At 69.6% G+C, this 26,880-nt stretch carries 25 protein-coding genes and 1 tRNA gene; 14 read left to right on the forward strand and 12 right to left on the reverse strand.

Annotated features, from left to right (window positions below; genetic code table 11):
• Positions 1 to 851 (reverse strand): peptidoglycan-binding protein (locus tag ACWEKM_RS38060; RefSeq protein ID WP_451625863.1); only part of this gene is annotated, 851 nt, incomplete at its 3' end.
• Positions 852 to 1,176: 325 nt separating this feature from the next.
• On the opposite strand from ACWEKM_RS38060, the gene ACWEKM_RS38065 reads away from it, so the two are divergent.
• The 5 genes from ACWEKM_RS38065 to ACWEKM_RS38085 all read left to right on the forward strand — a co-directional run bounded on the left by ACWEKM_RS38065 (position 1,177) and on the right by ACWEKM_RS38085 (position 3,702).
• Entirely contained in the window at positions 1,177 to 1,485 is a 309-nt protein-coding gene (locus ACWEKM_RS38065; protein WP_451625864.1) for a hypothetical protein, read from the forward strand.
• Between the two features lie 691 nt (positions 1,486 to 2,176).
• Positions 2,177 to 2,386, forward strand: a complete 210-nt coding sequence (locus tag ACWEKM_RS38070) for a hypothetical protein (protein ID WP_451625865.1) — start codon at positions 2,177 to 2,179, stop codon at positions 2,384 to 2,386.
• 349 nt (positions 2,387 to 2,735) lie between these two features.
• Positions 2,736 to 2,924, forward strand: a complete 189-nt coding sequence (locus ACWEKM_RS38075) for a hypothetical protein (RefSeq protein ID WP_451625866.1) — start codon at positions 2,736 to 2,738, stop codon at positions 2,922 to 2,924.
• 166 nt (positions 2,925 to 3,090) lie between these two features.
• The gene (locus tag ACWEKM_RS38080; protein ID WP_451625867.1) at positions 3,091 to 3,456 is read left to right on the forward strand and encodes a DUF6879 family protein; all 366 of its coding nucleotides are present in this window, start codon (positions 3,091 to 3,093) and stop codon (positions 3,454 to 3,456) included.
• A 27-nt stretch (positions 3,457 to 3,483) separates the two neighbouring features.
• Positions 3,484 to 3,702, forward strand: coding sequence for a hypothetical protein (locus tag ACWEKM_RS38085; protein ID WP_451625868.1), 219 nt, complete (start codon positions 3,484 to 3,486; stop codon positions 3,700 to 3,702).
• Between the two features lie 145 nt (positions 3,703 to 3,847).
• On the opposite strand, the gene ACWEKM_RS38090 is transcribed toward ACWEKM_RS38085, so the two are convergent.
• A complete protein-coding gene (locus ACWEKM_RS38090) occupies positions 3,848 to 5,797 on the reverse strand; it encodes a peptidoglycan-binding protein (RefSeq protein ID WP_451625869.1) in 1,950 nt (649 codons plus the stop codon).
• 322 nt (positions 5,798 to 6,119) lie between these two features.
• On the opposite strand from ACWEKM_RS38090, the gene ACWEKM_RS38095 reads away from it, so the two are divergent.
• From ACWEKM_RS38095 to ACWEKM_RS38105, 3 genes are all read left to right on the forward strand, one after another.
• A complete protein-coding gene (locus ACWEKM_RS38095) occupies positions 6,120 to 6,485 on the forward strand; it encodes a hypothetical protein (protein WP_451625870.1) in 366 nt (121 codons plus the stop codon).
• A gap of 803 nt (positions 6,486 to 7,288) precedes the next feature.
• Positions 7,289 to 7,600 carry a hypothetical protein gene (locus ACWEKM_RS38100; RefSeq protein ID WP_451625871.1) on the forward strand — a complete coding sequence of 104 codons (312 nt, stop codon included), beginning with the start codon at positions 7,289 to 7,291 and terminating at the stop codon, positions 7,598 to 7,600.
• A gap of 58 nt (positions 7,601 to 7,658) precedes the next feature.
• Complete coding sequence (locus tag ACWEKM_RS38105) at positions 7,659 to 8,861, forward strand: hypothetical protein (RefSeq protein ID WP_451625872.1); 1,203 nt, start codon at positions 7,659 to 7,661, stop codon at positions 8,859 to 8,861.
• Between the two features lie 62 nt (positions 8,862 to 8,923).
• Here the strand turns inward: ACWEKM_RS38105 and ACWEKM_RS38110 are convergent, their stop codons facing one another.
• The 3 genes from ACWEKM_RS38110 to ACWEKM_RS38120 all read right to left on the reverse strand — a co-directional run bounded on the left by ACWEKM_RS38110 (position 8,924) and on the right by ACWEKM_RS38120 (position 13,233).
• A complete protein-coding gene (locus tag ACWEKM_RS38110; RefSeq protein ID WP_451625873.1) occupies positions 8,924 to 9,496 on the reverse strand; it encodes an RNA 2'-phosphotransferase in 573 nt (190 codons plus the stop codon).
• A 1,101-nt stretch (positions 9,497 to 10,597) separates the two neighbouring features.
• Positions 10,598 to 12,358, reverse strand: coding sequence for an SDR family oxidoreductase (locus ACWEKM_RS38115; RefSeq protein WP_451625874.1), 1,761 nt, complete (start codon positions 12,356 to 12,358; stop codon positions 10,598 to 10,600).
• On the reverse strand, positions 12,355 to 13,233 hold the full coding sequence (locus ACWEKM_RS38120) for a M24 family metallopeptidase (RefSeq protein ID WP_451625875.1): 879 nt from the start codon (positions 13,231 to 13,233) through the stop codon (positions 12,355 to 12,357). Before ACWEKM_RS38120 ends, ACWEKM_RS38115 begins: the two co-directional genes overlap by 4 nt.
• A gap of 274 nt (positions 13,234 to 13,507) precedes the next feature.
• Between ACWEKM_RS38120 and ACWEKM_RS38125 the strand changes: the two genes are divergently transcribed.
• The 6 genes from ACWEKM_RS38125 (at position 13,508) to ACWEKM_RS38150 (ending at position 17,749) form a co-directional block, all read left to right on the forward strand.
• Positions 13,508 to 14,473, forward strand: a complete 966-nt coding sequence (locus ACWEKM_RS38125) for an ABC transporter ATP-binding protein (protein ID WP_451625887.1) — start codon at positions 13,508 to 13,510, stop codon at positions 14,471 to 14,473.
• On the forward strand, positions 14,463 to 15,371 hold the full coding sequence (locus ACWEKM_RS38130; protein ID WP_451625876.1) for an ABC transporter permease: 909 nt from the start codon (positions 14,463 to 14,465) through the stop codon (positions 15,369 to 15,371). Before ACWEKM_RS38125 ends, ACWEKM_RS38130 begins: the two co-directional genes overlap by 11 nt.
• Positions 15,368 to 16,279, forward strand: a complete 912-nt coding sequence (locus ACWEKM_RS38135; RefSeq protein WP_451625877.1) for an ABC transporter ATP-binding protein — start codon at positions 15,368 to 15,370, stop codon at positions 16,277 to 16,279. Before ACWEKM_RS38130 ends, ACWEKM_RS38135 begins: the two co-directional genes overlap by 4 nt.
• Positions 16,280 to 16,289: 10 nt before the next feature.
• Positions 16,290 to 17,009 (forward strand): ABC transporter permease subunit, encoded by a 720-nt coding sequence (locus tag ACWEKM_RS38140; RefSeq protein WP_451625878.1) that lies wholly within the window; start codon positions 16,290 to 16,292, stop codon positions 17,007 to 17,009.
• Positions 17,010 to 17,087: 78 nt separating this feature from the next.
• Positions 17,088 to 17,330: an SGM_3592 family protein gene (locus ACWEKM_RS38145; RefSeq protein ID WP_451625879.1), complete on the forward strand. Its 243-nt coding sequence runs from the start codon at positions 17,088 to 17,090 to the stop codon at positions 17,328 to 17,330.
• A 331-nt stretch (positions 17,331 to 17,661) separates the two neighbouring features.
• A tRNA-Ser gene (locus tag ACWEKM_RS38150) sits at positions 17,662 to 17,749 on the forward strand.
• A gap of 725 nt (positions 17,750 to 18,474) precedes the next feature.
• On the opposite strand, the gene ACWEKM_RS38155 is transcribed toward ACWEKM_RS38150, so the two are convergent.
• From ACWEKM_RS38155 to ACWEKM_RS38185, 7 genes are all read right to left on the reverse strand, one after another.
• The gene (locus ACWEKM_RS38155) at positions 18,475 to 19,278 is read right to left on the reverse strand and encodes an HAD family hydrolase (RefSeq protein WP_451625880.1); all 804 of its coding nucleotides are present in this window, start codon (positions 19,276 to 19,278) and stop codon (positions 18,475 to 18,477) included.
• Positions 19,275 to 20,603, reverse strand: a complete 1,329-nt coding sequence (serS, locus tag ACWEKM_RS38160) for a serine--tRNA ligase (protein ID WP_451625881.1) — start codon at positions 20,601 to 20,603, stop codon at positions 19,275 to 19,277. Before serS ends, ACWEKM_RS38155 begins: the two co-directional genes overlap by 4 nt.
• 529 nt (positions 20,604 to 21,132) lie before the next feature.
• Positions 21,133 to 22,065: a prephenate dehydratase gene (pheA, locus tag ACWEKM_RS38165; RefSeq protein WP_451625882.1), complete on the reverse strand. Its 933-nt coding sequence runs from the start codon at positions 22,063 to 22,065 to the stop codon at positions 21,133 to 21,135.
• A 137-nt stretch (positions 22,066 to 22,202) separates the two neighbouring features.
• Positions 22,203 to 23,486 (reverse strand): iron uptake transporter deferrochelatase/peroxidase subunit, encoded by a 1,284-nt coding sequence (efeB, locus tag ACWEKM_RS38170; protein WP_451625883.1) that lies wholly within the window; start codon positions 23,484 to 23,486, stop codon positions 22,203 to 22,205.
• 7 nt (positions 23,487 to 23,493) lie between these two features.
• On the reverse strand, positions 23,494 to 25,563 hold the full coding sequence (locus ACWEKM_RS38175) for a copper resistance CopC/CopD family protein (protein ID WP_451625884.1): 2,070 nt from the start codon (positions 25,561 to 25,563) through the stop codon (positions 23,494 to 23,496).
• Between the two features lie 12 nt (positions 25,564 to 25,575).
• Positions 25,576 to 26,064 (reverse strand): copper chaperone PCu(A)C, encoded by a 489-nt coding sequence (locus tag ACWEKM_RS38180; protein ID WP_451625885.1) that lies wholly within the window; start codon positions 26,062 to 26,064, stop codon positions 25,576 to 25,578.
• Entirely contained in the window at positions 26,061 to 26,714 is a 654-nt protein-coding gene (locus ACWEKM_RS38185) for an SCO family protein (protein WP_451625886.1), read from the reverse strand. The genes ACWEKM_RS38180 and ACWEKM_RS38185 overlap by 4 nt, the downstream gene beginning before the upstream one ends.
• Positions 26,715 to 26,880 lie beyond the last annotated feature (166 nt).

Genomic DNA, 26,880 nt, shown 5'->3' on the forward strand with positions numbered 1-26,880 from the left:
GGAGCCTGGGGCTTGGCTGCCTGCTTCAGCGCTTTCCAGGTTTTCGGGCCCACCTCGCCGTCGGCATCCAACCCGTGGGCCTGCTGGAATTCCTTTACCGCCGCATCGGTGTCGAGGCCGAACTCGCCGTCGACACCGAGCTTGAACCCGAGGCTGTTGAGCAGTTTCTGGAGGGTTTTGACAGCGTCGCTTATGCTGCCGAACTTCAACTCCGGCTGGGAGTTCGGGGCCTTCGACGGGTTGGCCGGGATGTGCTGGCCGGTGTCGGAGTCGCTGAACTTCACCGGTCGGTACGGCTTGTACTCACTGCCAGGGTTCAGCCCGTAGCTGAGCACACGGTGGTCGGTCCCGTGATGGCCGCGCTGCTCGTACGCGCGGTACGCGGTGTGCGTGTTGTCCGTCCACCCATCGAACATCACCACGTGGCGCGTGTTGTTGTTGCCTGTGGAGTCGATCAGAAGATCGCCGGGCCGCAGATCCTCAACAGTGATCGGCCTGGTGATGCTCCGACTGGTCGCCAGCCCCACGGTGTTGGGAGAACCGTTCAGTCCGAGGGCCATGGAGACGAAGCCGGAGCAGTCCTGGCGGTAGCCGTCGGTCCAGTTCTTGCCCTGGCTGTAGGGAACCTGGGAACCGCCGTTGGCGGTGAGCCAGCTGGCCGCGCGCAGCAGGACCTCGGCGCGGGTGACGGGCGACGCCTGCGTGCTTCCCTTGGCGCTGACCGTGGTGGCGGTGACGGCTGTGGCCGGGCCGGCGCCGAGGGTCGTGATACCGGTCAGGGCGAGGCCACCGACGACCGCCGATGTCAGGATTAAGCGTGCTCTGCGGCTCGTTCGTGAGCGCAGCGACATGTGATGTCTCCTGCAATTGTCTGAAGGGGATCGTGGTGGGGCAGCCTGTGAGCGCGTTCAGCAACGGCAGATATCCCTCGCGAGGCTCCTGGCTCCCGCCACGATTAGCTAGTGCGTAATCCGATTGAGTGTGGGGGTTGAGCGCTAGTTCGGCGAAACATACTCGCGGTGGCGCGTACGCGTCAACCGTGATCGGGAGTGAGTTTTCGAGGCCGATATCCGGGACTGACTGGGCGTCTACCGCCCAGGCGTGCCCGACCAACTCGACTCCATTGTCCGGATTCTTTTGCCCAAGAACCCGGCATATCGCCCGTGAAGCGCCGAAGTGGTTGCGGAGGTGGTGGGAGATATCCAGTATGCCCTGGGTGTTGAGGACCCGGCCGATGCGAGCGGAAGGGCAGATTTGTCTGACGCTGTGGACGGCGACGCTCGTCATTCGGAGCGTATCCGGGTACTGGATCGCCGCGTCTTCGAACTGGAACTCCGGTTCGTACGGGATGGCCAGAAAGTGATCGAGGTGCGCGTAGAGCGCGCCGAACTCACCGGCCGGTCGGGCGACACGCGAGGGGCCGCAGCCTTGTACAACCGCCTTGGCCGTGACGGTCGGATGCCCTGGACAGCAGCCTTGCCCTGAGTGGGGGCGCTGGGCGTTCGTCAGACAGGCATTCGTGTCCCTGTCGACATATGGGCGATGGCGCAATGCCATGGCACGGGGGCGGGCCTGTGAGTTCCGTTCGGCAGCGTGAGGGTGCTTGGAACCGAGATTGGGGAGAACATGTGAAGTATTGGCTGATGATTGCCGAGTAAAAGGCGTCTGCGTACGAGATGGCGCGGGGACTGAAGGGCTGGGATCCGTCCTTTTCGGCGGTTACCGGCCCCGACGCGGAGAAGGGGGACGCCGTGCTCCTTTGGCGTGGCGGGAAGGGCGGCGGCATCGTGGCGATGGGCGAGATCGTCGGCACGACGCCGACGCGATCCAGAAGACGTCTTCGGCTCGGATCTCAGGATACGGAAGACGTTGAAGACGTTAACGACTCAGAAGGATCACTGGTCAGGGTCACCGTTGAGTTCGAGGGTCTCATGTCGGCTACCCCGGTCTCTTCCGATGTGTTGCGGGCCGCTGGCTTCGCCGACGTGGGGAGACGTGCGCGGTCCGGTCAACCCGTAGCGCACTGGGTGGTTGCGGGTACGCATAGGAACCCGTACTCCCCCGAGTTGGAAAGCGACGTGAGAAGCCGATCTTCCGAGTGCGTCGGCTCAACGGGGTGCAGGTTTCTGTCGGCAGCACGGATCCCTTCCGGGGCGCACCCCGGGTCAATCTCACCTTGAATCCCTCCAGCGACCTGTCGGCCGCCACCACGATTCGGGACTTGCTCGCCCTGCTGGAGCGCGAGCCGGCTATCGCCGCGTCACTCGGCGGGGTTGACGAAGCCCAGCTTCTCGCCGCCATGGTCCAACGAGCCCGACGGCAGGCGGACCTGGACGAACTGCGGGAGGCGGCTGAAGATCCCGCAAGCAGCGAGGGAACCCTGTAGAAGCTCGTCCAGCGCATGACCTGGATCTTTGGTCGCGAGTTCCTCCCCGGAACCGCTCGCCGCAACCTCACGGTGCGGGATCAGCTGGACTTGGCGCTGCTCCGACCGGACGGCACCCTGCGTGATCGAGAATGCGCGGCGGACTCTCGACTGGGCGCCGCCGACGAAATAAGGGAGCGTGCCGACGAACCGACACCCTCGTACGGGCAGGCAGGTGCCACACCACTCCTTCAGCGGCACGCATGTCCTCGGGTGTTGGAGCGCCCGGAGACGGCGCGATGTACCGACCGCCCGACGGCCTGCGCAGTGCGGGAACTGCCATCCCCGCACCGTCCACAAGGAGCTGCCCGTGCGCCTGCTGCCCGAGGCGAGCACAGCGCCGACCACCCCCACGACGACCCGAGCCGCACGACAGGAGGATGCCCGGGTTCAGGCCCTGCGACGCGTCTGCGCCGGACTCACCACGACGGTCAGCCCACACAGCGCGGCACGGCTGGCCGACCTGATGACCGGATCGCGGAACGAGAAGGCCGCCTGATGAGGCTTCGTCCAGAGAAACGGCCCCTGATGGGGCTCTTTGAGTTTGGCTCTGTCCGCAGTTCCGTGAATCCCCAGGTCAGGGAGGGGAACGAGGGATCGTTTCGGCAGAGTGTTTCCTGCCATGGCGAGCAAGACGGTCGAGGCTGTGCTGTTTCCCGGGATCGATGTGCGAGTGGAGCGCGGTCAGCGACTCCTCCGACCTCCTTGAGGTGGAGGCGGGGTCCACCGTTCTACCGGGGCCGGTGCCCGGGCTGCCGGAAGCAGGCGAGGTGCACACACACAGCACGTGCCAACGTGCCCTGGACGAAAGGCTATTGGGCCCTCGCCGGGTCGTGGTCCGGCTTCGGGTGCGCCGGTACTTCTGTGACCGGAAGAGCTGTTCCCGCAGGACGTTCAACCACTTCGACGGCGAGGGCGAGAACATGGAGGTCGAACTCACGGAAGACCCGGAGGTGGCGAAGCTCTGCGAGTCGGCCTTCGAGGCCGTGTGGCAGCGAGCAACGCCCCACGTTGAGTTGGAGTTGACCTGACAGACCGAACAGCACCGTCACATTGATATGTCATCGCCATCTTCGAGTGTCCAGGAAGCCCGCAAGGCGCTCGGGCAACGCCTGGCCGAGATCCGCCAAGGAGCCGGACTCACCGAGCGAGCGCTGGCCCAGAGCCTGGGTTGGCACGAGTCGAGGCTTCGCGTTTCGAGAGCGGCACTCGCGCTGATCAACCTCGGACTCACCCGCACGAGCGGCACCTGGACGGTCAACCCGGCCACCACATAGACCGAGGGGCCATCCGGCACACGGCCGGACAGCCCCTCAGCAAGATTTTCATGAGTCTTCCAGGCGCAGGCGCAGGCGCAGGCGCAGGCGCCTTAGCCGTCACCGCTGTTGCCGTTGGAGGCTGGGGCGGTGATGTGGGGCAGGGTCAGACCCCGGTCCAGCCTCCGACGCCGCTGGTGCCGGGGCTGGGGGCCGGGCCAGTGCCGGGGGTGGTGCCGATGCCGCCGCCCCCGCCAGGGTTGAGACCGATCGAGGGAGAGCCAATGCCGCCGACGCCGGGGTTGCCGGAGCCGAAGCCGCCGCCATAGGCACCGGGGTTGACCGTGCTGAGCCCACCGCCGATGCTGCCACCTGGGTTCAGGGTGAGCGGGGGGCTGGCGGGGTTGCTGGTGGAGCCGTTGAACTGGCTGGTGTTGCCAGCGCCGTTGCTCCAGGCACCGCTGCCGGACTGCGGGATGACGCCGGTGTTACCGATGTTGAAATTGCTTGTGTTGCCGGCGCCGTTGCTCCAGGCACCGCTGCCGGACTGGGGGATGACGCCGGTGTTACCGGTGTAGCCAGTGTTGAACTGGCTGGAGTCACCGGCGCCGCCGGAGCTGGTCCAGCCAACGTTGGTCGAAGGCGGGGTGTTGCCGCTCGGACTCGTGGCGCCCTGCATCGGGTCCAGACCGGCGATCGGACCAGGCGTTCCGGGCGACGTGGGTGCCGACGAGCCGCCCCTGGCCGCGCCGGTGGCTTCGGCCCTGCTGGGAAGCGTGCCGGTTCCTGTGGCGGGAGTCGTGCCGGTGCCGGTGCCCCTGCTCGGACCCGGGTTGGTTCCTGTGGCGGGAGTCGTGCCGGTGGCCGTGCCCCTGCTGGGAAGCGTGCCGGTTCCTGTGGTGGGAGTCGTGCCGGTGCCGGTGCCCCTGCTCGGACCCGGGTTGGTCCCCGTGGCCGGAGCCGGTGCCTGGGGCTTGGCCGGAGCCGGTGCCTGGGGCTTGGCCGGAGCTTGGGGCTTGGCCGGGGCCGGTGCCTGGGGCTTGCCCGGAGCCGGAGCCTGGGGCTTGCCCGGGGCCTGGGGCTTGGCCGGAGCCTGGGGCTTGCCCGGGGCCTGGGGCTTGGCCGGAGCCTGGGGCTTGGCGGGAGCCTGGGGCTTGGCCGGAGCCGGAGCCTGGGGCTTGCCCGGGGCCTGGGGCTTGGCCGGAGCCGGAGCCTGGGGCTTGCCCGGAGCCTGGGGCTTGCCCGGAGCCTGAGGTTTGGCCGGAGCCTGGGGCTTGGCTGCCTGCTTCAGCGCTTTCCAGGTTTTCGGGCCCACCTCGCCGTCGGCATCCAACCCGTGGGCCTGCTGGAATTCCTTCACCGCCGCATCGGTGCCGAGGCCGAACTCGCCGTCGACATCGAGCTTGAACCCGAGGCTGTTGAGCAGTTTCTGGAGGGTTTTGACAGCGTCGCTTATGCTGCCGAACTTCAACTCCGACTGGGCCGGGGTCTGGGGCTTCGACGGGTTGGCCGGGATGTGCTGGCCGGTGTCGGAGTCGCTGAACTTCACCGGTCGGTACGGCTTGTACTCACTGCCAGGGTTCAGCCCGTAGCTGAGCACACGGTGGTCGGTCCCGTGATGGCCGCGCTGCTCGTACGCGCGGTACGCGGTGTGCGTGTTGTCCGTCCACCCATCGAACATCACCACGTGGCGCGTGTTGTTGTTGCCTGTGGAGTCGATCAGAAGATCGCCGGGCCGCAGATCCTCAACAGTGATCGGCCTGGTGATGCTCCGACTGGTCGCCAGCCCCACGGTGTTGGGGGAACCGTTCAGTCCGAGGGCCATGGAGACGAAGCCGGAGCAGTCCTGGCGGTAGCCGTCGGTCCAGTTCTTGCCCTGGCTGTAGGGAACCTGGGAACCGCCGTTGGCGGTGAGCCAGCTGGCCGCGCGCAGCAGGACCTCGGCGCGGGTGACGGGCGACGCCTGCGTGCTTCCCTTGGCGCTGACCGTGGTGGCGGTGACGGCTGTGGCCGGGCCGGCGCCGAGGGTCGTGATACCGGTCAGGGCGAGGCCACCGACGACCGCCGATGTCAGGATTAAGCGTGCTCTGCGGCTCGTTCGTGAGCGCAGCGACATGTAATTCCTCCCGCAATTGTGGGGGATTTGTGGTGGGGCAGCCTGTGAGCGCGTTCAGGAACGGCAGATATCCCTCGCGGGGCTCCTGGCTCCCGCCACTGTTAACCGGTACGTAACCGATTGGGTGTGGTGGGTTTGGCGCTCGTTCGGCGAAACATATCCAGGGTGGCGCGTACGCGTCAACCGCGGTCGGGAGTGGGTGTTCGAGGCCGATATCAGGGACTGACTGGGCGTCTACCGCCCAGGCGTGCCCGACCAACTCGACTCCATTGTCCGGATTCTTTTGCCCAAGGACCCGGCATGTCGCCCGTGAAGCGCCGAAGTGGTTGCGGAGGTGGTGGGAGATATCCAGTATGCCCTGGGTGTTGAGGACCCGGCCGATGCGAGCGGAAGGGCAGATTTGTCTGACGCTGTGGACGGCGACGCTCGTCATTCGGAGCGTATCCGGGTACTGGATCGCTGCATCTTCGAACTGGAACTCCGGTTCGGACGGGATGGCCAGAAAGTGATCGAGGCGCGCGTAGAGCACGCCGAACTCACCGGCCGGTCGGGCGACACGCGAGGGGCCGCGGCCTTGTACAACCGCCTCGGCCGTGACTGTCAGGACTTCCTTGGCCTCTACGACATGCAGGCACTCAACGCCTTCGAAGGTGTCGCACGGTGGATCGCAAGATCGGGCGCTGAGTAACCAGCTCGTGTCTGGGTGCGTGCCCAACGCTGAGTTACCGCTCCTGGCAACGGGGCCGAATTCGACCTCACGACTGCATCCCGGTGCCGCGGGCCACCAGCGGGCTCCGGTGAGGACAACCAGGTGAACCGAGGCGCGGTACTGGCGGGGTCGGATGCCCCGGACAGCAGCCTTGCCCTGACCGGGGGCGCTGGGCGTTCGTCAGATAGACATTCGCGTCCCTGTCGACATATGGGCGATGTTGCAATGCCATGGCACCGGGGCGGGCCTGTCAGTGCCGTTCGGCAGCATGAGGGTGCATGAAACCGCCCTGGAATGGGGCGAATCCGGGCTGACAGCCCCAGGGCATTTCGGATCAACCCGTAGCGCGCTGGGTGGTTACGGGTACGCATAAGAACCCGTACTCCCCCGAGCCGGAAAGCGACGTGAGAACGCCGGTCTTCCGAGTGCGCCAGCTGAACGGGGTGCAGGTTTCTGTCGGCAGCACGGATCCCTTCCGGGGCGCACCCCGGGTTGGATCAGCTGGACCTGGCGCTGCTCCGACCGGACGGCACCCTGCATGGTGTCGAACTCAAGCAAGCCGGCATCAAGAAGCTCGTGACAGGACACCGTAGCCATCTGATCGTCGGTCCCGAGGTCCACACAGCAGTGGGCAGGCCATGAACTACCTGCGAGAACTGGATGAGAAGCGCCCTCAGATCCTGGCCGATCCGGACATCGATGTCGCCCTCGTCGTCCGGGAGATGGGATACGAACGGTGCCAGGGCGGCCCGGCGTCACCAGGGAGTCGCTAGTGTCGCCCCATGGGTGCGTTGGACAAGGCCGAGCTTGAGGCCATGATCGAAGAGGCGACGGTCGACGCCTACAACGAGGACGAGCAGCTGACCGGTCTGTTCACCATGCTTGAGGAGCACCTCGGACTGCCCTTCAGCACCGTGGTTCTCGGCGTCGAGGTGACCGTGCGCCGCATCGACCTCACACCGGACGGCAGAATCGTCGCCCTGTGCTCTCGCGGTGGCATGCGGCAGTCGATCGGGATCCTGGAGCTGCCTGTGCCCAGCCCGGCGCCAGAGGGCGCGGAGTGGATCGAGGCGTACCGTCACTGGGCCCGTTGAGGCCGGGCATGTCGCACTTCAACATGGAATGGAACTGGCCTGTAGGGAAGGGCTGAGCGTGGCTGACGTCGTACAGGGGGCGCACCGGGGCGCCGGTGAACCGTCACTGACCGATCTCATCGAGCGCAGTGCCGAGTTGAAAGGGCAGCTGGTCGCCTTCGGGCAGAGTGCCCGATTCGACCGGTGGTTGACGCCCCTTCTGCTGGAGGCCGCCGGGCCTGAGCGGCAGTTGGACGAGGGCGAGGCGATCCGGATCATCGACCACTTCCTCCTGCGGTACCGTCTGCCGGACGGTGCGACCGTGGTGGACCGGTTCGTCGCCGGACGGAAGGACTTGACCGCGGCCGACCGGGAGATGCTGCTCGGCTGGCGTGACCCGGTCGAGGGCATCTTCGAGATCCAGCGCAAGGACGGAGCCGCCGTCGTCCTTCTGAACCTGGTCGACGACCTGGAGTACCGCACGTACTCGAATGTCGGGCGGGCGGCGTTCCGCGGAGTGCCCAAGGGGAGCTTCCTCCACACCTGCCTGGTACCGGTCCACTCGGTCGCCGGGGCGTGGCTGGTGTCCGGGGCGATGTCGAGCTACCCCAAGTCCAGCGCCACCGAGATCGCCCAGATGGCTCTCCACCTGGCGACCAGCCGACCCGAACTGGTCTTCCGCAACCCCGAGAAGATCGAGCAGGGATGGCAGCGGATGCGGGAGGACCGGGCCGCGTTCATCGAGTTCTGTGGCGGCGACGAACTGGTCCTTCCGCCTGCCGAAGCCGAGGACCTTCTCAACGCCTACTACCGCCACCGCCAAGAGGCCGCCGTCGCCCGACAGCCCAGCCGTGCCCGGGGCCGGCGGGTTCCCGGCCTGGACCTGCCGTTGTTCGAGCTGCCACGAGAACTCGCGGAGTCGCACACCATCGGCGTCATCTACGACCAGGTCGACGGACTCAACTTCTACGCGGATTACGGGATGCTGCGGGACCTCTTCGCGGACCCGGCCCTCGCGGGCCGCAGACAGCACCAGGACCTGCTGCGCACCTATCTGCGCGAGGAGTCGATCACGCCACTGCCGATCCGCCGACTGGCCGCCGCCTATCCGGAGGCAGCGGACACCGTGTTCCGGAAGCTGCTGCGGAAGCCCGGATTCACCTGGAGCGAGGACGGCGAGGCGCTACTGCGCCGACGCAAGCCCTGGTACTACGCCAATGAGCCCCGCCCGGGAGTTTCCGCGATCGGCGACCGCCTCAGCGAGCTTGCCGTCGGCCGCTGACCGTCACCGACTGAGCCGTCGTCGCGGCCCAGGGGGCGAGGGGCCGAGAGGTACGGGGGTCGTCAGTGCTTCTGGGGGAAGCGCAGGTACTGGGGCGGTACGGCCTTGGTGAGCCAGACCCCGTTGGCGCTGAGGTGGAAGACGTGGCCGTCGCGGTGCATCGCCGCGGCGTCGACCGACAGCACGACGGGACGTCCGCGGCGGGCGCCCACGCGGGTCGCGGTCTCGCGGTCGGCCGACAGATGCACGTCATGCCGGTTCATGGGCTTGAGGCCGGTGGCACGGATCGCGTCCAGATTCCGGGCGACGGTGCCGTGGTAGAGGTGGTCCGGTGGGATCGCCGGGGGCAGGCCGAGGTCGATCTCGACGCTGTGGCCCTGGCTGGCGCGGATCCGGGTGCCCTCGATCGCGAACCGGCGCTTGTCGTTGGTGGCCACGACGTGGTCGAGTTCCTCGCGGGTGAACCGGAACCCGTGCGCGGCCGCCGCGGTGATCAGCGTGTCGATCTCGACCCAGCCGCCCTCGTCGAGCGTGATGCCGATCCGCTCGGGCTGGTGGCGCAGGTGCTTCGAGAGGTACTTCGACACCTTCACGGTGCGTCTCTCGTCTTCTGCTCTTCTGTCTCTCGTGTTCACCCCATCAGGGTGCCGGGGAAGACGTGGATCACGCAGGCGATTTTTATGTAGAGGTTTGATCCACAGCCAAGTACGGTTATCCACAGGGGAATTGGCGAAGTTGTGGATAACTCGCGGACGGTTCAGGGGCATTCGCCAAGATCACGGTCAGTGCGGTGACTTGTCGTCAGGCCGGCCAAGGCCCGTGCCTGTGCCGCGCGTTCGGTGGCCCGGGGCGACGGACGTCGCGGACTGCTCGGCGCCAACGAGCCGCTCCACGGCCCGGATCGGATCAGCCGATGGGCACGCGACGCGACTCCCGCACGGCTTGCCGCGCCTTCCCGCACCGTGCCCTCGGCGCCTCCGCCGGGTGACGAACAGGCGTATCGCGCGGGCCGGTTCGGCGTCCACGGTCTGCTGGACGAGCGGCCGCAGCCGACGTACCAGCGAGGCGCCTCGGCCGCTCTCGCGTCCGTACGGTGCCGGGGATCCTCCAGGCAGCGGGCGAAGTCGGCTCGACCGTGAACCCCGGGAAACGAACGGCGATGTGCTTTACCTGAACCCTCAACTCCCGTAGCAGGCCCGCGATCGCGATGAGCGGAACCCCGGCCGCGTGCAACTCCACCGCCGCCGTGGGTGCTTGAGGGCTCGGCATGAGGAAGGAGTCGGGTTCGTCCGGCACGGGTTCGAGAGACATCGTCCCGGCCCCGGCGCTCGGGGCGCGGCAGCAGGCAGGCGCGGCAGCAGGCCGCGGCCCTGGTAGGCGCGGATGGGCGCGCACCGTGGTGCCCGTGTGGTGCGCCAAGTCCTCGATCGGTGGGCGGGACCCGGCGGCGAACCGGTCACCCTCGCGCCCTCCCTCGGGTTCCGCCGGGCCTGGCGCGGGACACCTGAACCGGTCGGCGGGCTCGGCCGATTCGGGTTCGCCGGGCCTGGCGAAGGGTACGTGAACCGGTCACCCTCGCGCCCTCCCTCGGGTTCCGCCGGGCCCGGCGCGGAGTGCCCGAGCCGGTCACCGTCGCACCCTGCGCGGGTTTCGCCCGGCCCGGCGCAGGGCACCTGAACCGGCCGGTCGGCTCGCCCGGTTCGGTCCGGTGGTCCGTGGCCGTCCGTCCGCCGCCCTCACAGCCTCGGCTCCACCCGGGCGATTCGGCGCAACGCCCCCGGCAGGAAACGGGACATGAGGTGTGCGCCGCGGGCCTCCGGGGTGACCGGGACCATCGCCTCGTTGCGCACCACCGACCGCAGGATCGCCTCGGCCACCTTCTCCGGCGGGTAGTTGCGCAGCCCGTACAGCCGTGCCGTGCGGCGCTGCAGGCGGTGCTGCTCCTCGTCGTCCACGCCGGTGAAGCGCGCCGTGGAGGTGATGTCGGTGTTCACGAACCCGGGACATATCGCCGTCACCCCGATGCCCTGGCCCGCGAGTTCGGCGCGCAGGCACTCGCTGAGCATGAGCACCGCCGCCTTGGAGGTGCTGTAGGCGGACAGTGCCCGGGAGGGCTGATAGGCCGCTGCCGAGGCGACGTTGACGATGTGGCCGCCCTGGCCGCGCGCGGCCATCCGCCCGCCGAACAGGCGGCAGCCGTGGATGACACCCCACAGGTTGACGTCAAGGACCGTGCGCCAGTCGTCCGGCGTGGTGTCGAAGAACGACCCCGACAGGCCGATGCCGGCGTTGTTGACCAGCACGTCCACCACGCCGTACTCGGCGGTGACCTTCTCGGCGAGCTTCTCCATGGCCTGTTCGTCACCGACGTCGGCGGTCTCCGCCCAGGCGGCCGGGGCGCCGAGCAGCCGGGCCAGCTCGGCGGTGCGGGCGGCCGACTCCGCATCGCGGTCGACGGCCACCACGCGCGCGCCGCACTCCGCGAACGCGAACGCCGTCGCCCGTCCGATGCCGCTGCCCGCACCGGTGACCAGCACCAGCTGTCCGCCGAAGCGGTCCGCGTACCGGCCCGCGGGCGGCGTCGGCTCCGGGCGTCCACCCTCGATGCGGGTGACGAACTCGCTTATCCAGGCCGCCAGTTGGTCCGGGCGTGTACGCGGAATCCAGTGCCCGGCCGGGAGCGTTCGACGGATCGACTGCGGAGCCCACCGCTCCAGTTCGTCGTACAGCCGCTCGGACAGGAACGCGTCCTCCAGGGGCGTGATGAGCTGCACGGGCGCGTGCGCGTACGCGTCCGGGCGCGGACGACGCAGCCGGGACCGCACGTTGTCCCGGTACAGCCAGGCGCCGTGCGCGGCGTCCGTGGGCAGGGACGCGGTCGGGTAGTCGCCGCCGGGGACCCGCTCGACCCGCTCCAGGATCTTCGGCCAGCGCTTGCCGAGCGGGCCGCGCCAGGCCAGCTCGGGCAGAACGGGCGTGTGCAGCAGGTACACGTACCAGGACTTGGCTCCCTGGCCGAGGAGTTGGCCCACCCGGCGGGGCGTGGGCCGCTTCACGCGCGCGTTGATCCAGTGCCCGAAGTGGTCGAGGGACGGACCGGACATCGAGGTGAAGGACGCGATGCGGCCCTCGGTGCGCCGGACCGTGACGAACTCCCAGGACTGCACCGATCCCCAGTCGTGCCCCACCAGGTGCACCGGCCGGCTGGGGCTGACCGCGTCCACCACCGCCAGGAAGTCGTCCGTGAGCTTGGCCAGCGTGAAGCCGCCGCGCAGCGGCCGCGGGGCCGTCGAGCGGCCGTGGCCGCGCACGTCGTACAGCACCACGTGGAAGCGGTCGGCGAGCCGGGCGGCGACCTGTGACCAGACCTCCTTGCTGTCCGGATAGCCGTGCACCAGCACCACCGTGGGCCGGTCCGGGTCGCCCAGCTCCGCCACGCACAGCTCGACCCCGCCGGTGCGCACCCGGCGCTCCCGCGCGCCCTTCAGTGTCGTCACCCGTCCTCCGCCCCGCGCCGCACTCCCCCACGCTCGAACCCGCTCGCGCGCGGGGACCTCCATGGCGGATCGTCCTCCAGCCAGAAGGCGCTCTCTTCGGGGTCCCGTGAGTCGGTGACCACCAGGATCTCCTCGAACTTCGCGCCCGTACCCCGGAAGCCCAGGTGGGGTTCGACCGCCCACAGGCCCGGCTGCGGCGGGTGGTCGGAGAACCGGTACGGGGACCACAGGGGCGACCAGCCCTCGCGGTGGCCGTGCAGCGCGTCACTCGCCAGCCCCTTCAGCGACTGGATGCCGAACCCGAACACATGCGGCGCCCAGCGGCGCTGCCGCACCCGGTCCACCTTGTGGGCGATCACCCCGAAGGGATACGCGCGATGCCGGTTGGCATAACCCTGGCGGACCATCAGACGGTCCACGTCGGCGTAGATCTCCCGCAGCGGGCGCCGCTCGCGCACCTCGCGCAGGATCAGCTCGCGGTGCGCCTCCAGGTCGGCCATCAGCCGATCCTGCACGGGGTTGTCGCCGAGCGAGCCCGAATAGCCGATGTCGGCCGTGTATCCCTCGTACACCGGCGCCATGTCCAGGATGAACGGCATCCCGGGTTCGAGACGGCGGTTGGTCGGGAAGAACTGCAGCGGCACACGGAAGTTCACGAACGCCGTACGGTCCCCGAACCAGGCGAAGGGCAGATGGAACCAGTCCCGCACCCCGCGCTCGCGCAGCCACTCCCGCTGCATGCGGGCGGCCTCGCGCTCGGTCGTGCCCGGCTCCAGCCGCGCCGCGACCGCCTCCGCGCACTCGTAGGCGAGGCGCTGGACCCGTCTGAATCCCCGCAGTTCCACGGAGCGCCCGCCCGTCACCGCCGTCGTCATGCTGTCACCGCCCCGCCTTCCCCGTGCTCCCGAGCGGGTATGGGCACCGGGCACCCAGGTCGCCGGTTGCGATACTCGCCCGTAACGTGACAGTGGTGAATGTGACAGTTGTGAGAGGCGTCGTCAATGGGCGGGATGACAGGCTGTGGATAACTCTGCGTAGCTCTCAAGCAGGGGGTCCCCTACGGACCCGTACTACTCGAGACTGACGCTAAGACGGCTCTCCGGTCTGACGACTGCCGTGGTCTGCGTCACTACTGTCGAACGCGTGACTGTGATCGTGACCGAAAGCCTGAGCAAGCGGTTCCCCCGGGTGACCGCTCTTGACCGGCTCTCCGTGGACGTGGGACCCGGTGTGACGGGACTCGTGGGCGCCAACGGGGCCGGCAAGTCCACGCTGATCAAGATCCTGCTGGGTCTCTCCCCCGCCACCGAGGGCCGCGCCGAGGTGCTCGGCCTCGACGTCGCCACCAAGGGCGCGGACATCCGCGAGCGGGTCGGATACATGCCGGAGCACGACTGCCTGCCGCCCGACGTCTCGGCCACCGAGTTCGTCGTCCACATGGCCCGCATGTCCGGTCTCCCGCCGACCGCCGCCCGCGAGCGCACCGCGGACACCCTGCGCCACGTCGGCCTGTACGAGGAGCGCTACCGCCCCATCGGCGGCTACTCGACCGGCATGAAGCAGCGGGTGAAGCTCGCCCAGGCCCTGGTCCACGACCCGCAGTTGGTCTTCCTCGACGAGCCGACCAACGGCCTCGACCCGGTCGGCCGCGACGAGATGCTCGGCCTGATCCGCCGCATCCACACCGACTTCGGCATCTCGGTCCTGGTCACCTCGCACCTGCTGGGCGAACTGGAGCGCACCTGCGACCACGTCGTCGTGGTCGACGGCGGTAAGCTCCTGCGCTCCAGCTCCACCCAGGACTTCACGCAGACCACGACCACCCTCGCGATCGAGGTCACCGACAGCGACACCCACCCCAACGGCACCCGCGCGGTGCGCGACGCGCTCCACGCGCGCGGGGTGGACATCCACGACGAGGGCGACGGCCTGCCCGGCGCCGGACACATCCTGCTGCTCACCGCGTCGGGCGAACAGACCTACGACCTGGTCCGCGATGTCGTCGCCGACCTCGGCCTCGGCCTGGTCCGCATGGAGCAGCGCAGGCACCACATCTCGGAGGTGTTCCGGGACGACGACGAACAGCGGAAGGAGGCGGTCGGCCATGGCAGTTGAGCGCCCCGCAGCCGCGCCCTCGGGTGACCAGACCCGCATCCACAACATCGGCTACCGCACCTACGACGGGCCCCGCCTGGGCCGTTCCTACGCCCGGCGCTCCCTCTACTCGCAGTCCCTGCGCGGCGCCTACGGCCTCGGCCGCTCGGCGAAGTCCAAGGTGCTGCCGATGCTGCTGTTCGTGGTGATGTGTGTGCCCGCCGCCATCATGGTCGCGGTCGCCGTCGCCACCAAGGCGAAGGACCTGCCGCTGGACTACACGCGCTACGCGATCGTCATGCAGGCGGTCATCAGCCTGTACGTCGCCTCGCAGGCGCCCCAGTCCGTCTCCCGGGACCTGCGCTTCAAGACCGTGCCGCTGTACTTCTCGCGGCCGATCGAGACCGCCGACTACGTCCGCGCGAAGTACGCGGCGCTCGCCTCGGCGCTGTTCATCCTGACGGCGGCCCCGCTGACCGTGCTCTACGTGGGCGCGCTGCTGGCCAAGCTCGGGTTCGCGCACCAGACGAAGGAATTCGCGCAGGGACTGGTCTCTGTGGCACTGCTCTCGCTGCTGTTCGCCGGCATCGGACTGGTCATCGCGGCCGTCACCCCGCGCCGCGGCTTCGGCATCGCCGCCGTGATCGCCGTGCTCACCATCTCCTACGGTGCCGTCTCCACCCTCCAGGCCATCGCCGACGCACAGGGCAGCACCGGCGCGATCCCCTGGATCGGACTGTTCTCGCCGATCACGCTGGTCGACGGCGTACAGTCCGCCTTCCTGGGGGCCACCTCCGCCTACCCGGGCGGGGTCGGCCCGTCCAGCGGGGAGGGAGCGGTCCACGTGCTCGTCGCGCTGGGCCTGATCGCCGCCGGCTACGGCCTCCTCATGCGCCGCTACCAGAAGGTGGGAATGTGACCACGCTCTCCATCGACCACGTCTCCCGCTGGTTCGGCAACGTGGTCGCCGTCAACGACATCACCATGACGATCGGCCCCGGCGTGACCGGCCTGCTCGGCCCCAACGGCGCCGGGAAGTCCACTCTCATCAACATGATGGGCGGCTTCCTCGCCCCCTCCACCGGCTCGGTCACCCTCGACGGACAGCCGGTGTGGCGCAACGAGGAGATCTACAAGCACATCGGCATCGTCCCCGAGCGCGAGGCGATGTACGACTTCCTCACCGGACGCGAATTCGTCGTCGCCAACGCCGAGTTGCACGGTCTGGGCGACAAGGCCGCCGGGCGTGCCCTGGCCACGGTCGAGATGGAGTACGCGCAGGACCGGAAGATCTCCACGTACTCCAAGGGCATGCGCCAGCGGGTGAAGATGGCCTCCGCGCTGGTCCACGACCCGTCGCTGCTGCTGCTCGACGAGCCGTTCAACGGCATGGACCCGCGCCAGCGCATGCAACTCATGGAACTGCTGCGGCGCATGGGCGACGAGGGCCGCACGGTGCTGTTCTCCTCGCACATCCTCGAAGAGGTCGAGCAACTCGCCTGGCACATCGAGGTCGTCGTCGCCGGACGGCACGCGGCCAGCGGCGACTTCCGCCGGATCCGCCGCCTGATGACCGACCGTCCGCACCGCTACCTGGTGCGTTCGAGCGACGACCGGGCCCTCGCGGCGGCGCTGATCGCCGATCCGTCGACGTCCGGCATCGAGGTCGATGTCACCGAGGGCGCGCTGCGCGTCCAGGCCGTCGACTTCGGCCGCTTCACCAGCCTGCTGCCGAAGGTCGCCCGCGACCACGGCATCCGGCTGCTCACGGTCTCGCCGTCCGACGAGTCCCTGGAGTCCGTCTTCTCGTACCTGGTCGCGGCGTAGGAGGCCGAAGATGTACGACCCCACAGTCGCCCGGCTCACCTACCGGGCCCTGCTCGGCCGTCGCCGGGCCCTCATCCTCGGCGCGCTGCCACTGCTGCTGATCGTGATCGCGCTGGCCGTGCGGTCCCTCGCCGGAGCCGACGACCAGACGGCCGCCGACGTTCTGGGCGGCTTCGCGCTCGCCACCATGGTGCCCATCATCGGCGTCATCGCGGGCACCGGAGCGATCGGCCCGGAGATCGACGACGGCTCCGTGGTGTATCTGCTGTCCAAGCCGATCAAGCGGCCGGCGATCATCTTCACCAAGCTGATCGTGGCGATCGCGGTGACCATGGTGTTCTCCGCGGTGCCGACACTGATCGCGGGCCTGATCCTGAACGGCAACGGGCAGCAGATCGCCGTCGCCTACACGGTGGCCGCGCTGGTCGCCTCGATCGCGTACGCGGCGCTCTTCCTCCTCTTCGGCACGGTCTCCCGGCACGCGGTGGTCTTCGGACTCGTCTACGCGCTCGTCTGGGAGGCGCTGTTCGGCTCCCTGGTGCCCGGCGCGCGCACGCTGAGCGTCCAGCAGTGGTCGTTGGCCGTGGCCCACAAGGTCGCGGGCGGCGATCTGGTCACCTCGGAGGTGGGACTGACCACGGGGACGGTGCTGCTGGTGGCGGTCACCGTGCTGGCCACCTGGTACGCGGGGCAGAAGCTGCGCTCGCTGACGCTGGCCGGCGAGGAGTAGGCACCGCCGTCTTGACGGGGGCTTCACCTTTGCCTCGGCACACTGAGGCAAAGGGGATGCACTGCTGGGAGGCACGGGATGGCTGACGAGACGCCGCGGTACGACGGTGGCGGGCGGTCCGGGGACGAGACGTGGGACGGCGTCGTCCTGGACGACGACTTCATACGGGCCGCCGACCGGTCCGAGCCGTCCGCGCGGGCCCGTATGCTCGCCGCCCGCTGGCGTGCGCAGGAGCCCGAACCCCAGCCGTGGCGGTCGGACGAGTCGCCGACGGGATGGTTCTTCAGCAAGGCCCGGCGACGCAGGTGGCGCCGCCGGTAGCCGCGCGGCCGACGCCTGCGTCGGCCGGTTGATGAGTCAGCGGCGTCGGCCGGTTGATGAGTCAGCGGCGTCGGCCGGTTAATTCGGTGGCGTCCGAGTCGGCGGCCCGGCACAGTGGTTGTGCCCGCACCGCCGGGAGGGACCCGGCGTCACGGTCTGGGAGAGGAGCCGGGCGATGTCCATGCACGACAGTTCGCCCGGATCCCGACAGGGCAGCCCGCGGCGGGTTCCGGAGTGACTACCCGCTCCGTATGAGCCCGCCCCGCACGGGGAGCTGCCCGGGGCGGCCGCTTCGAGTACGCGATGTCGCTCTCGCGTGGGCCGCCCACCCGGAGGATTGGCCGAGTGGTAAGGCACCGGCTTGCTAAGCCGTGGTCGGGCCTGGAAAGCCCGCGCACGTTCGATCCGTGCATCCTCCGCAAGACGTTGTCACTGTGACTCGACCGACCTCTCTCGGCCCCGGGGCGGACCGAGCCCCCGGCGCCCCAGCCGGGGCCGACTGCCCGCCTCGGCACCGGAGTTGCTTGCTGTACCACAGTCCCTCAACCGACCGGGGGAGCACCACTGCCCGCCTTGCAGCAGAGGCCGCCCCGCGCCACGGGCCCACGGCAGCCGGTTGCCTGCGGTGGCGAGGGGAGCTGGACTGCCGGTGTGGTGGCGGGTGTTGGGTGATTGTGGGGTGGCAGGGGTGGCTGTCTGTGTTTGATGGCCGGGGGCGGGTGCTTGAGGGGTGACGTGGGTCGGTGGTGTGCGGGGGCCGGGAGGGGATGGGGCCGTGGGCCCGCCGAGTCGGTCACGTCGGTTGCCGTGGCGCGGGGGAGCCGACTGGTCATGAGGTAAGCCGAGTTGGCCCTGAGGGGGTGGCGGAGGGGCCCGCCCGTGTGACCAGCATGCTGGTTGCCCCGCGTCCTTGACGGGAACCGACCTCGCTGGCGACGGGCCACGTCGGCCGCCGCGCGGGCACTGTCGGCCGGGTGGCTTAGAGCTGCGAACAGAATGGGAGTCCGATCAGCTTGCGGCGTCTGGTGCGTGCGATCGCAAGGCGCCGGAAGGTCCTCGTAGCGGAGCTACTAGGGCGTTTCGGCAACGCCGCGAGCGTGCGTGCCAGGCGTCGCGCGCCGGGCGCCCATTCTGTTCGCAGCTCTCAGGGCAGGAGTCGTTCCAGTACCCGGGCGATGCCGTCCTCTTCGTTCGAGGTCGTCATCTCGTTCGCCACTGCCTTCAGTTCCTCGTGGGCGTTGGCCATCGCCACCCCGTGGGCCGCCCAGCCGAACATCGGGATGTCGTTGGGCATGTCGCCGAAGGCGATCGTGTCGGCCGCCTGTAGGCCGAGGCGGCGGGCCGCCAGGGAGAGCCCCGTGGCCTTGGACAGGCCCAGCGGCAGCAGCTCGACGATGCCCTCGCCGGCCATCGCCACCGTGACGAAGCCGCCCGCGGCGCCTCGCGCCGCCTCGGCCAGCTCGTCGTCCGACAGCTCCGGGTGCTGGAGGTAGATCTTGTTCAGCGGGGCGGCCCACAGATCGGCCGCGTCGGTGAACGGCGTCGCCGGCAGCCCCCCGGTGGACACGTACCCGGGGCCGACGAGCACCTTGCCGTCCAGACCGCCCCGGCTCGCCGCCAGGAACAGCGGGCCGACCTCGGCCTCGATCTTGGCCAGGGCCACCTTCGCCAGCTGACGGTCCAGGGTCACGGACGTCAGCAGACGGTGCTCCCCGGCGTCGTACACCTGCCCACCCTGGCCGCAGACCGCGAGGCCCTGGTAGCCGAGATCGTCGAGGACATGCCGGGTCCAGGGGACCGCGCGGCCCGTGACGACGATGTGCGCGGCGCCCGCCGCGGTGGCCGCGACGAGCGCGTCACGGGTGCGCTGCGAAATCGATCCGTCGCCGCGCAGCAGCGTGCCGTCGAGGTCGGTGGCGACGAGTGCGTAAGGGAAACCGGAGGTCACTTGGCCACCGGCTCCAGGACCTCTCGGCCGCCCAGGTAGGGGCGCAGTACCTCGGGCACCCGCACGGAGCCGTCGGCCTGCTGGTGGTTCTCCAGGAGCGCCACGATGGTGCGCGGCACGGCGCACAGCGTGCCGTTGAGCGTGGCCAGCGGACGGACCTGCCCGCCCGGCACCCGACCGGCACCCTTGCCGGAGGCCGCTTCGCCGCCGCTGGACTTCCCGCGGACCCGGATCTGGAGGCGGCGGGACTGGAACTCGGTGCAGTCCGAGGTCGACGTCAGCTCGCGGTACTTGCCCTGGGTCGGGATCCACGCCTCGCAGTCGAACTTGCGGGAGGCAGAGGAGCCCAGGTCACCCGAGGCGACATCGATGACGCGGAACGGCAGCTCCAGCGAGGTCAGCCACTGCTTCTCCCACTCCAGCAGCCGCCGGTGCTCCTCCTGCGAGTCCTCGGGGGCGACATAGGAGAACATCTCGACCTTGTCGAACTGGTGCACCCGGAAGATGCCCCGCGTGTCCTTGCCGTGCGAGCCGGCCTCGCGGCGGAAGCACGGCGAGAAGCCCGCGTAGCGCAGCGGCAGCCTGTCGGCGTCCAGGATCTCGTCCATGTGGTACGCCGCCAGCGCCACCTCGGAGGTACCGACCAGGTACAGGTCGTCCTTGTCGAGGTGGTAGACGTCCTGTGCCGCCTGGCCGAGGAAGCCGGTGCCGGCCATGGACTGCGGCCGTACCAGCGCCGGGGTCAGCATCGGCGTGAAACCGGCCGCCGTGGCCTGGGCCAGCGCCGCGTTCACCAGGGCCAGCTCCAGCAGGGCGCCGACGCCGGTGAGGAAGTAGAAGCGCGAACCGGAGACCTTGGCGCCGCGCTCGACGTCGATCGCGCCGAGGAGCTGGCCCAGCTCCAGGTGGTCCTTCGGCTCGAAGCCCTCCGCGCCGAAGTCGCGGATCGTGCCGTGCGTCTCCAGCGTGACGAAGTCCTCCTCGCCGCCGACGGGCACATCGGGGTGGACGAGGTTGCCGAGCCGGAGGAGCAGTTCCTGGGCCTCGGCGTCGGCCGCGTCGCGCTCCGCGTCGGCGGCCTTGACGTCGGCCTTGAGCTGCTCGGCGCGCTTGAGCAGTTCGCCCTTCTCGTCGCCGGATGCCTTGGGGATGAGCTTGCCGAGCTGTTTCTGCTCGGCGCGCAGCTCGTCGAAGCGGACGCCGGACGACCTGCGACGCTCGTCGGCGGACAGGAGGGAGTCGACGAGCGCGACGTCCTCTCCACGGGCGCGCTGGGACGCGCGCACACGGTCGGGGTCCTCACGGAGCAGGCGAAGGTCAATCACGGGCTCAAGGCTACCGGTGCCGGTTGCCGCCCACGAATCACTATTCGAGCACGTTCCGAATCGCGGCCTACGCTCCGCTGTGCGGCAATTGCGAGGTGTGTCAATGAAGACCGTCGCACTCCCTGGGACGAGGCAGTCGCGAGGCGTCGGGTTGACGTGAATCCCTTGTGGAGAACGGGACTTGAGCCCTCGGTTGTCCACAGGAATCCACACCCTCGGAAGAGTTATCCACAGGCTGTGTGGAAGAACTGTGGATTTCGGAATTGATCACTCCGGAAGTCCCGGTCAAGCGCGAGAATTCCCGGGTCAAACCGGGACGACACCCACTTTCGGGTGGAAAGAGGTCGCCCCAGAAGATGAACCAGGGGAAACGGGTGGACGAAGGATGCTCAGCGTGACGATGGCTTCACTCAGGCCGTCCAGGGAGATTTGTCGACCTGTCGGCCCACCCTTGTCGACTTGTCCCCAGGTCGAGAAGGGTGCCTGTGGATAACTTCTGTGGATAACGAAGATATGCAGGTAGGACTGGCTAGAAGCGACCGTCCTGGCACCGCGCCACCCAGTCGGCCGCCGTCACGAACTCCGCGTCCGAGGTACCGGGCAGTGTGGGCCGTACCCCTTCCGTCCCGACGTCCGCCCGCGGATACGAGCCGAGGAACCGCACCTGCAGACAGATCCGCTTCAGCCCCATCAGGGCCTCGGCCATCCGGCGGTCGGAGATATGCCCCTCGGCGTCCACGCAGAAGCAGTAGTTGCCGATGCCGGCACCGGTGGGCCGGGACTGGAGCAGCATGAGGTTGATGCCTCGGGTGGCGAACTCGCCGAGGAGGTCACGCAGTCCGCCCGGATGGTCGTCGCGCTGCCACAGCACAACGGAGGTCTTGTCCGCTCCGGTCGGAGCGGCGGGCCGGGCGGGCCGGCCGACCAGCACGAACCGCGTCTGCGCGTTCTCCGCGTCGTGGATCCCGGTCTCCAGGGGGACGAGGCCGTACCGGGCGGCGGCGAACTCGCCCGCGAAGGCGGCGTCGTACCGGCCCTCCTGGACCAGGCGGGCGCCGTCCGCGTTCGACGCGGCCGACTCCCAGGTGACGTCCGGCAGATTGTCCTTGAGCCAGTTGCGGACCTGTGGCTGGGCGGCCGGGTGGGCGGTGACCGTCTTGATGTCGGACAGCTGGGTGCCGGGCCGCACCAGCAGCGCGAAGGTGATCGACAGCAGCACCTCGCGGTAGATCATCAAAGGTGTGCCCGCGACCAGCTCGTCCAGGGTGGTCGTGATGCCGCCCTCGACCGAGTTCTCGATGGGCACGAACGCGGCCTCGGCCTCACCGGCGCGCACCGCGTCCAGCGCGGACTGCACGGACACATACGGGATCAGCTCCCGGGTGGCCGACTCCGGAAGCGTGCGCAGGGCGACCTCGGTGAAGGTGCCCTCGGGACCCAGATACGCATAGCTCGCTGGCATGACCTCACCCTAATGGGCGCAGACGACCCCGGCCCACGTGTCTCACCACAGCCCCTCCGGGGAGTGAATCGACCCCACCCGTGACCCGTGGCCTCAGCACCCGCCACCGGTGGCCTCAGCATTCGGCAGCCGTGGCCTCAGCCCTCCAGCAGCCGCTGCCCCACGTACTCCCCCCGCGCCGCCCCGCCCGGGACCGCGAACAAGCCGCTCGCCTCGTGCCGGATGAACTTCGACAGCGCGTCGCCCCGGTCCAGTTTGCGCTGCACCGGCACGAAGCCGCGCAGCGGATCCGCCTGCCAGCAGACGAACAGCAGCCCCGCGTCCGGCGTCCCGTCCGGATCGAGGCCGTCGTGGTATGAGAACGGGCGCCGGAGCATGGCCGCGCCCCCGTTCTGGTCGGGCCGGCTGATACGGGCGTGCGCATTGCTCGGGACGACGTAGTCGCCCTGGCGGTCGGCCTTCTCCAGGTCCATGTCGGTGGTCTCGGCGCCCCCGGACAGCGGCGCCCCGTCCGACTTGCGGCGTCCTATGACGTCCTCCTGGGCCGCGACCGTCAGCTTCTCCCAGTCGTCTAGGAGCATGCGGATACGGCGTACGACGGCGTACGAGCCGCTCGCCATCCAGGCGGGCTCGCCCGACGTGGGCACGAAGATCCGCTTGTCGAAGTCCGCGTCCGTCGGCTTCGGATTGCGGGTGCCATCGATCTGGCCCATCAGATTGCGGGCCGTCATCGGGCGGGCGGTGGCGCCCGGGCTGCGGTTGAAGCCGTTCATCTGCCAGCGCACGCGGGCCGCGGCGCCCGCGTCCTTCTGGAGCGCGCGCAGGGCATGGAAGGCCACCAGGGCGTCGTCGGCGCCGATCTGCACCCACAGGTCGCCGTCGCTGCGCGCCTTGTCGAGCCGGTCGGAGGAGAAGGCGGGCAGCGGATCGAGGGCGGTCGGCCGCTGTTTCTCCAGGCCGGTGCGGGTGAAGAAGTCGTACCCGAAGCCGAAGGTGATCGTCAGCGAGGACGGGCCGGCGTCCTGGGCGACGTCGGTGTCGTCGTGCGCGGCCGGCTCGCCCGCCATCAGCCGTTCGGCCGTCGCCGACCAGCGGCGCAGCAGGGCCGCGGCCTCCCGGCGGCCCGTGTCCGCCGCCAGGTCGAAGGCGATGAGATGGCCGCGGGCCTGGAGGCCCTCGGTGATGCCGGGCTGATGTTTCCCGTGAAACATCGCTCGGCCGGCGCCCAGCGAGGTCAGCGGCGTGGCCTGGGCGGGCGCGGCCGTGTAGCCGATGGCCGCGCCCGCCGCGCCGAGCACCACACCGGTGGCGCCGGCGGTGCCGAGCAGCTTGCGCCGCGATATCCCCGCCGCGGAGCCGTTCCGCCCGGCGGCGGGGTTCTCGGGGGTGATCACTTCGGAGGGCGTGGTCTGGTCAGGCATGTGCGGTTCAGCCGATCTGCGCGTTCTTGGAGATGGTGGTCTGGTCGATGTCGGAGGTCCGCACGGTCACGGCGATCTTCCAGTCGCCGGCCATGGGGATCTGCACTCCGCTCGCGGACCAGTGCCCGGTGGCGATGCGGTCGGGCGTCACGGGAAGCGGCCCGATCTTCTTCGCGTCGAGGGTGAAGGCGATCTTCACCTCGGGGATGTCGAAGGCCCGGCCGTTGGGCCGCTGCACATAGGCATGCAGCTCGTTGCCGCCCACGCGCGCGGGGTCGAGATCGATCCGTACCAGGCCCTTGCCGTCCTTGCCGCCCGTGTCGAACGGCATGTCCAGGGTCAGCGCCCCGGACGAGTCCGACGCCGAGGAGGAGGACGCGGACGACGACTGGGCGGCCTGCGCCTCCAGTTCGGTGCGGCCCGGCTCGGTCTGCGTCAGCGCGGTGGTGACGGCGAGCAGGACGACGGCGACGCTTGCCTCCGCGAGCACCGAGCGGCGCAGGCCGAAACGGCTCGGGTCGCCGTCCCGCAGCCGCTTCTGCCGGGCGGCGTCCACGGCGGCCCGCTGCCGGGCCAACTGGGCGGCGCGCTTGGTGCCGGCGGCGCTGTCCGTGGACTCGCCGGAGGCGGACCGCGCGGACCCGGCGGACCCGGCGGACCCACGGGCCTTGGCCGGCGCCGTGACGCGCTCCTTCTCGGACTGTTCCTTCTCGGACTGTTCCTTCTCGAACCGCTCCGTCCCGGACCGCTCCGTCCCGGACCGCTCCTTCTCCAAGCGCACCTTCTCGGGGCGCATCTTCTCCGAGCGCGCCGCGTTGGACCGCGCCGCCCCGGACTTCGAACCGGCGGCGTCCGTGAGCCGGGCCGTCCACCGCCGGGAGATCCACGCGATGCCGACCAGCACCGCCACAAGGCCGATCTTGACGAGCAGCAGCTGCCCATACCCCGTGTCGGTGAACGCCGACCAGGCGCCGAGCTGCCGCCAGGACTGGTAGATGCCGGTGGCGACCACTGTGAGCACGGAGCCGAAGGCGACGGACGAGAAGCGGCGTACGGCGGCGGAGTCGACCGGGGTCTTCGCGGGCGCCCGGTACAGCGAGACGAGGAGAGCGACCAGACCGCCCAGCCAGGTGGCGACCGCCAGCAGATGCAGCACGTCGACCGGCATGGCGATGCCCGGCTGCAGACCGGTCGAGGCGTGCTCCGCCATGGCCCAGCTCGCGGCGAGCCCGGTGGCGACCACGGCCCCGCCGACCGCGAGCCCGAAGGTCAGATCGCGCTTCTCCTCGTCCTCCCGTTTCTCGAAGGCGCCGAAGAGCACGGCGATGAACAGCGCGGCGGCGGCGAGCAGCAGCAGTCGGGAGACCAGCGCGGCGCCGGTCTTGGTCTGCAGCACCTGACCGAGCAGGTTCAGGTCGACGATGTCGCCGAACGCCCCGGAACGGGTGTAGGAGCCGCGCAGGAGCAGCAGCCAGAGCGTGGCCGCGGTCAGCGCGACCCAGCCGCCGACGACCAGCCGCTGCACCGCCCGCACTCCGGAGCCGCGCTGCCAGCAGGCCAGAACGAAGGCGGCCCCGCCCACCAGCACGGTGAAGCCCGCGTACGAGACATAGCGGCCGAACCCGTAGAGCCAGCCGACGACACCGCCGCCCGCCGTGTCGCCGGAGACCGAGACCGTGGTCGTGGAGGGGGCGCCGACGGAGAACGTGTAGGCACCGCCGACGGGGTGGCTGTCGGCGGAGACGACCTGGTAGGCGACGGTGTATGTGCCGTCGTTCAGCCCGCTGACGAGCCGCACGGAGTACGTCGTGCCGCTCACGTTGGACGGCTCGCCGGAGTCGACCCGCTTGCCCTTCGGGTCCAGGACCCGCAGCGAGCCGCTGCCCATCGACACCTGCTCGGAGAAGGTGAGCGACACCTGGTCCGGCGCCTTGTCGACCACCACCCCCTGCGCGGGATCGCTGCCGGTCAGCGCCGCGTGCGCGGACGCGGGACCGGCGCCGGCGAGCAGCGCGCCCGCGACGGCGAGGAACAGCAGCACCAGGGTTCGCAGGCGGGGGGTGATGGTCCGCGTCAAGATGGTCCCTCCTCAGTGTCCGGTCGATGGGTTGTACGTGGCCGACTTCACCGGCATCTCGACGGTGAGGGGGCCGGATGAGGCAAAGCTCAGCCGGAGCGTGATCGTGTCGCCCTGCTTCGGCCTGCGCTTCAGGTTCTCGAACATCAGGTGGTTGCCGCCGCTCTTGAACACGAGCTGACCGTGGGCCGGGACGGCGAAGGAGGTGACGTCCCGCATGGACCCGCCGGTGGTGGAGTGCAGGGTGACCCGGTCGGCCACGTCGCTGCTGACCGAGGTCAACTCGTCTTTCGTACCGCCCTTGTTCACTATCGTCAGGAACCCGGCCGCCATGTCCGCCGAGACCGGCTGCGGCATGTACGAGGAGCCGACCGAGAGGTTCGCCTTCGAGCCGTCCTTCGAGTCGCCCTTCGCATGGCCCGGCGAGTCGTCGGAGCCGCCGCAGCCCGCGAGGGCCAGCGCGGCCGCCAGCGCGGCGGCGGGCACGGCGAGACGCCTCACGGGTTCTCCCCCTTGACGATCTCGGGGAGGTCCTTGGTGTAGTCGTCGACCGTCGCGTCCTCGCCGTACAGGACATAGCCCCCGTCGGTCTTCGGCGAGAACGCGACGACCTGGGTGCCGTGGACGGAGACCAGCTTGCCGTTCTTGTCCTTGGTCGTCGGCTCGATGGAGATGCCGAGGGAGCGGGCGCCGGCCTGGATGGTGGGGAAGTCGCCGGTCAGACCGATGAACTGGGGGTCGATGCCGCCCAGCCACTTGCCCAGCTCGGCGGGGGTGTCACGGTCCGGGTCGGTGGTGACGAACACCACCCGCAGCTTGTCCTGTTCCGCCTTCGGCAGCGCCTTCTTGGCGACCGCGAGGTTGTTCATCGTCAGCGGGCAGACGTCGGGGCAGTGCGTGTAGCCGAAGTAGACCAGCGTGGGCCGGCCCTTGGTCTCCGCGCGCAGGTCGTACTTCTTGCCGTGCGTGTCGGTCAGCACCAGGTCCGGCTTCTCGAACGGCTTGTCGAGGATGGTCGCGGCCCCGGCCGAGCCGGACTCCTCGGAGACCACGGCGATCGGTGCCTTGTCGTCGTCCCCGCTGCCACAGGCGGAGAGGGTCAGAGCGGCGGCGGCGAGCAGTCCGGCCGCGGCGAACGTCTTCTTACGCATAGAAAAATGTCCCAGATGTGAGAACTCCGGCGCGGGCCCGGGGGGGGGGGCGGGGGGGGGGTGTGGACCTGGGGCTGTTTTTGGGCCCGGGGGGGGGGGGGGGGGGGCGGGACGGCCATCTCCGCCAGGAGCAGGGCGGCGTCGACGGCTTTGGTTGCGCTCGGGC

Source organism: Streptomyces sp. NPDC004752 (assembly GCF_053601275.1).

Excerpts from the sequence above, each read along its gene's own strand:
- ACWEKM_RS38140 (WP_451625878.1), top strand. The coding sequence starts at position 16,290 with ATGTACGACCCCACAGTCGCCCGGCTCACCTACCGGGCCCTGCTCGGC.
- ACWEKM_RS38080 (WP_451625867.1), top strand. The coding sequence starts at position 3,091 with ATGTGCGAGTGGAGCGCGGTCAGCGACTCCTCCGACCTCCTTGAGGTG.
- ACWEKM_RS38090 (WP_451625869.1), bottom strand. The coding sequence starts at position 5,797 with ATGTCGCTGCGCTCACGAACGAGCCGCAGAGCACGCTTAATCCTGACA.
- ACWEKM_RS38085 (WP_451625868.1), top strand. The coding sequence starts at position 3,484 with ATGTCATCGCCATCTTCGAGTGTCCAGGAAGCCCGCAAGGCGCTCGGG.
- ACWEKM_RS38185 (WP_451625886.1), bottom strand. The coding sequence starts at position 26,714 with ATGCGTAAGAAGACGTTCGCCGCGGCCGGACTGCTCGCCGCCGCCGCT.
- ACWEKM_RS38145 (WP_451625879.1), top strand. The coding sequence starts at position 17,088 with ATGGCTGACGAGACGCCGCGGTACGACGGTGGCGGGCGGTCCGGGGAC.
- ACWEKM_RS38120 (WP_451625875.1), bottom strand. The coding sequence starts at position 13,233 with ATGACGACGGCGGTGACGGGCGGGCGCTCCGTGGAACTGCGGGGATTC.
- pheA (WP_451625882.1), bottom strand. The coding sequence starts at position 22,065 with ATGCCAGCGAGCTATGCGTATCTGGGTCCCGAGGGCACCTTCACCGAG.
- efeB (WP_451625883.1), bottom strand. The coding sequence starts at position 23,486 with ATGCCTGACCAGACCACGCCCTCCGAAGTGATCACCCCCGAGAACCCC.
- ACWEKM_RS38100 (WP_451625871.1), top strand. The coding sequence starts at position 7,289 with ATGGGTGCGTTGGACAAGGCCGAGCTTGAGGCCATGATCGAAGAGGCG.
- ACWEKM_RS38130 (WP_451625876.1), top strand. The coding sequence starts at position 14,463 with ATGGCAGTTGAGCGCCCCGCAGCCGCGCCCTCGGGTGACCAGACCCGC.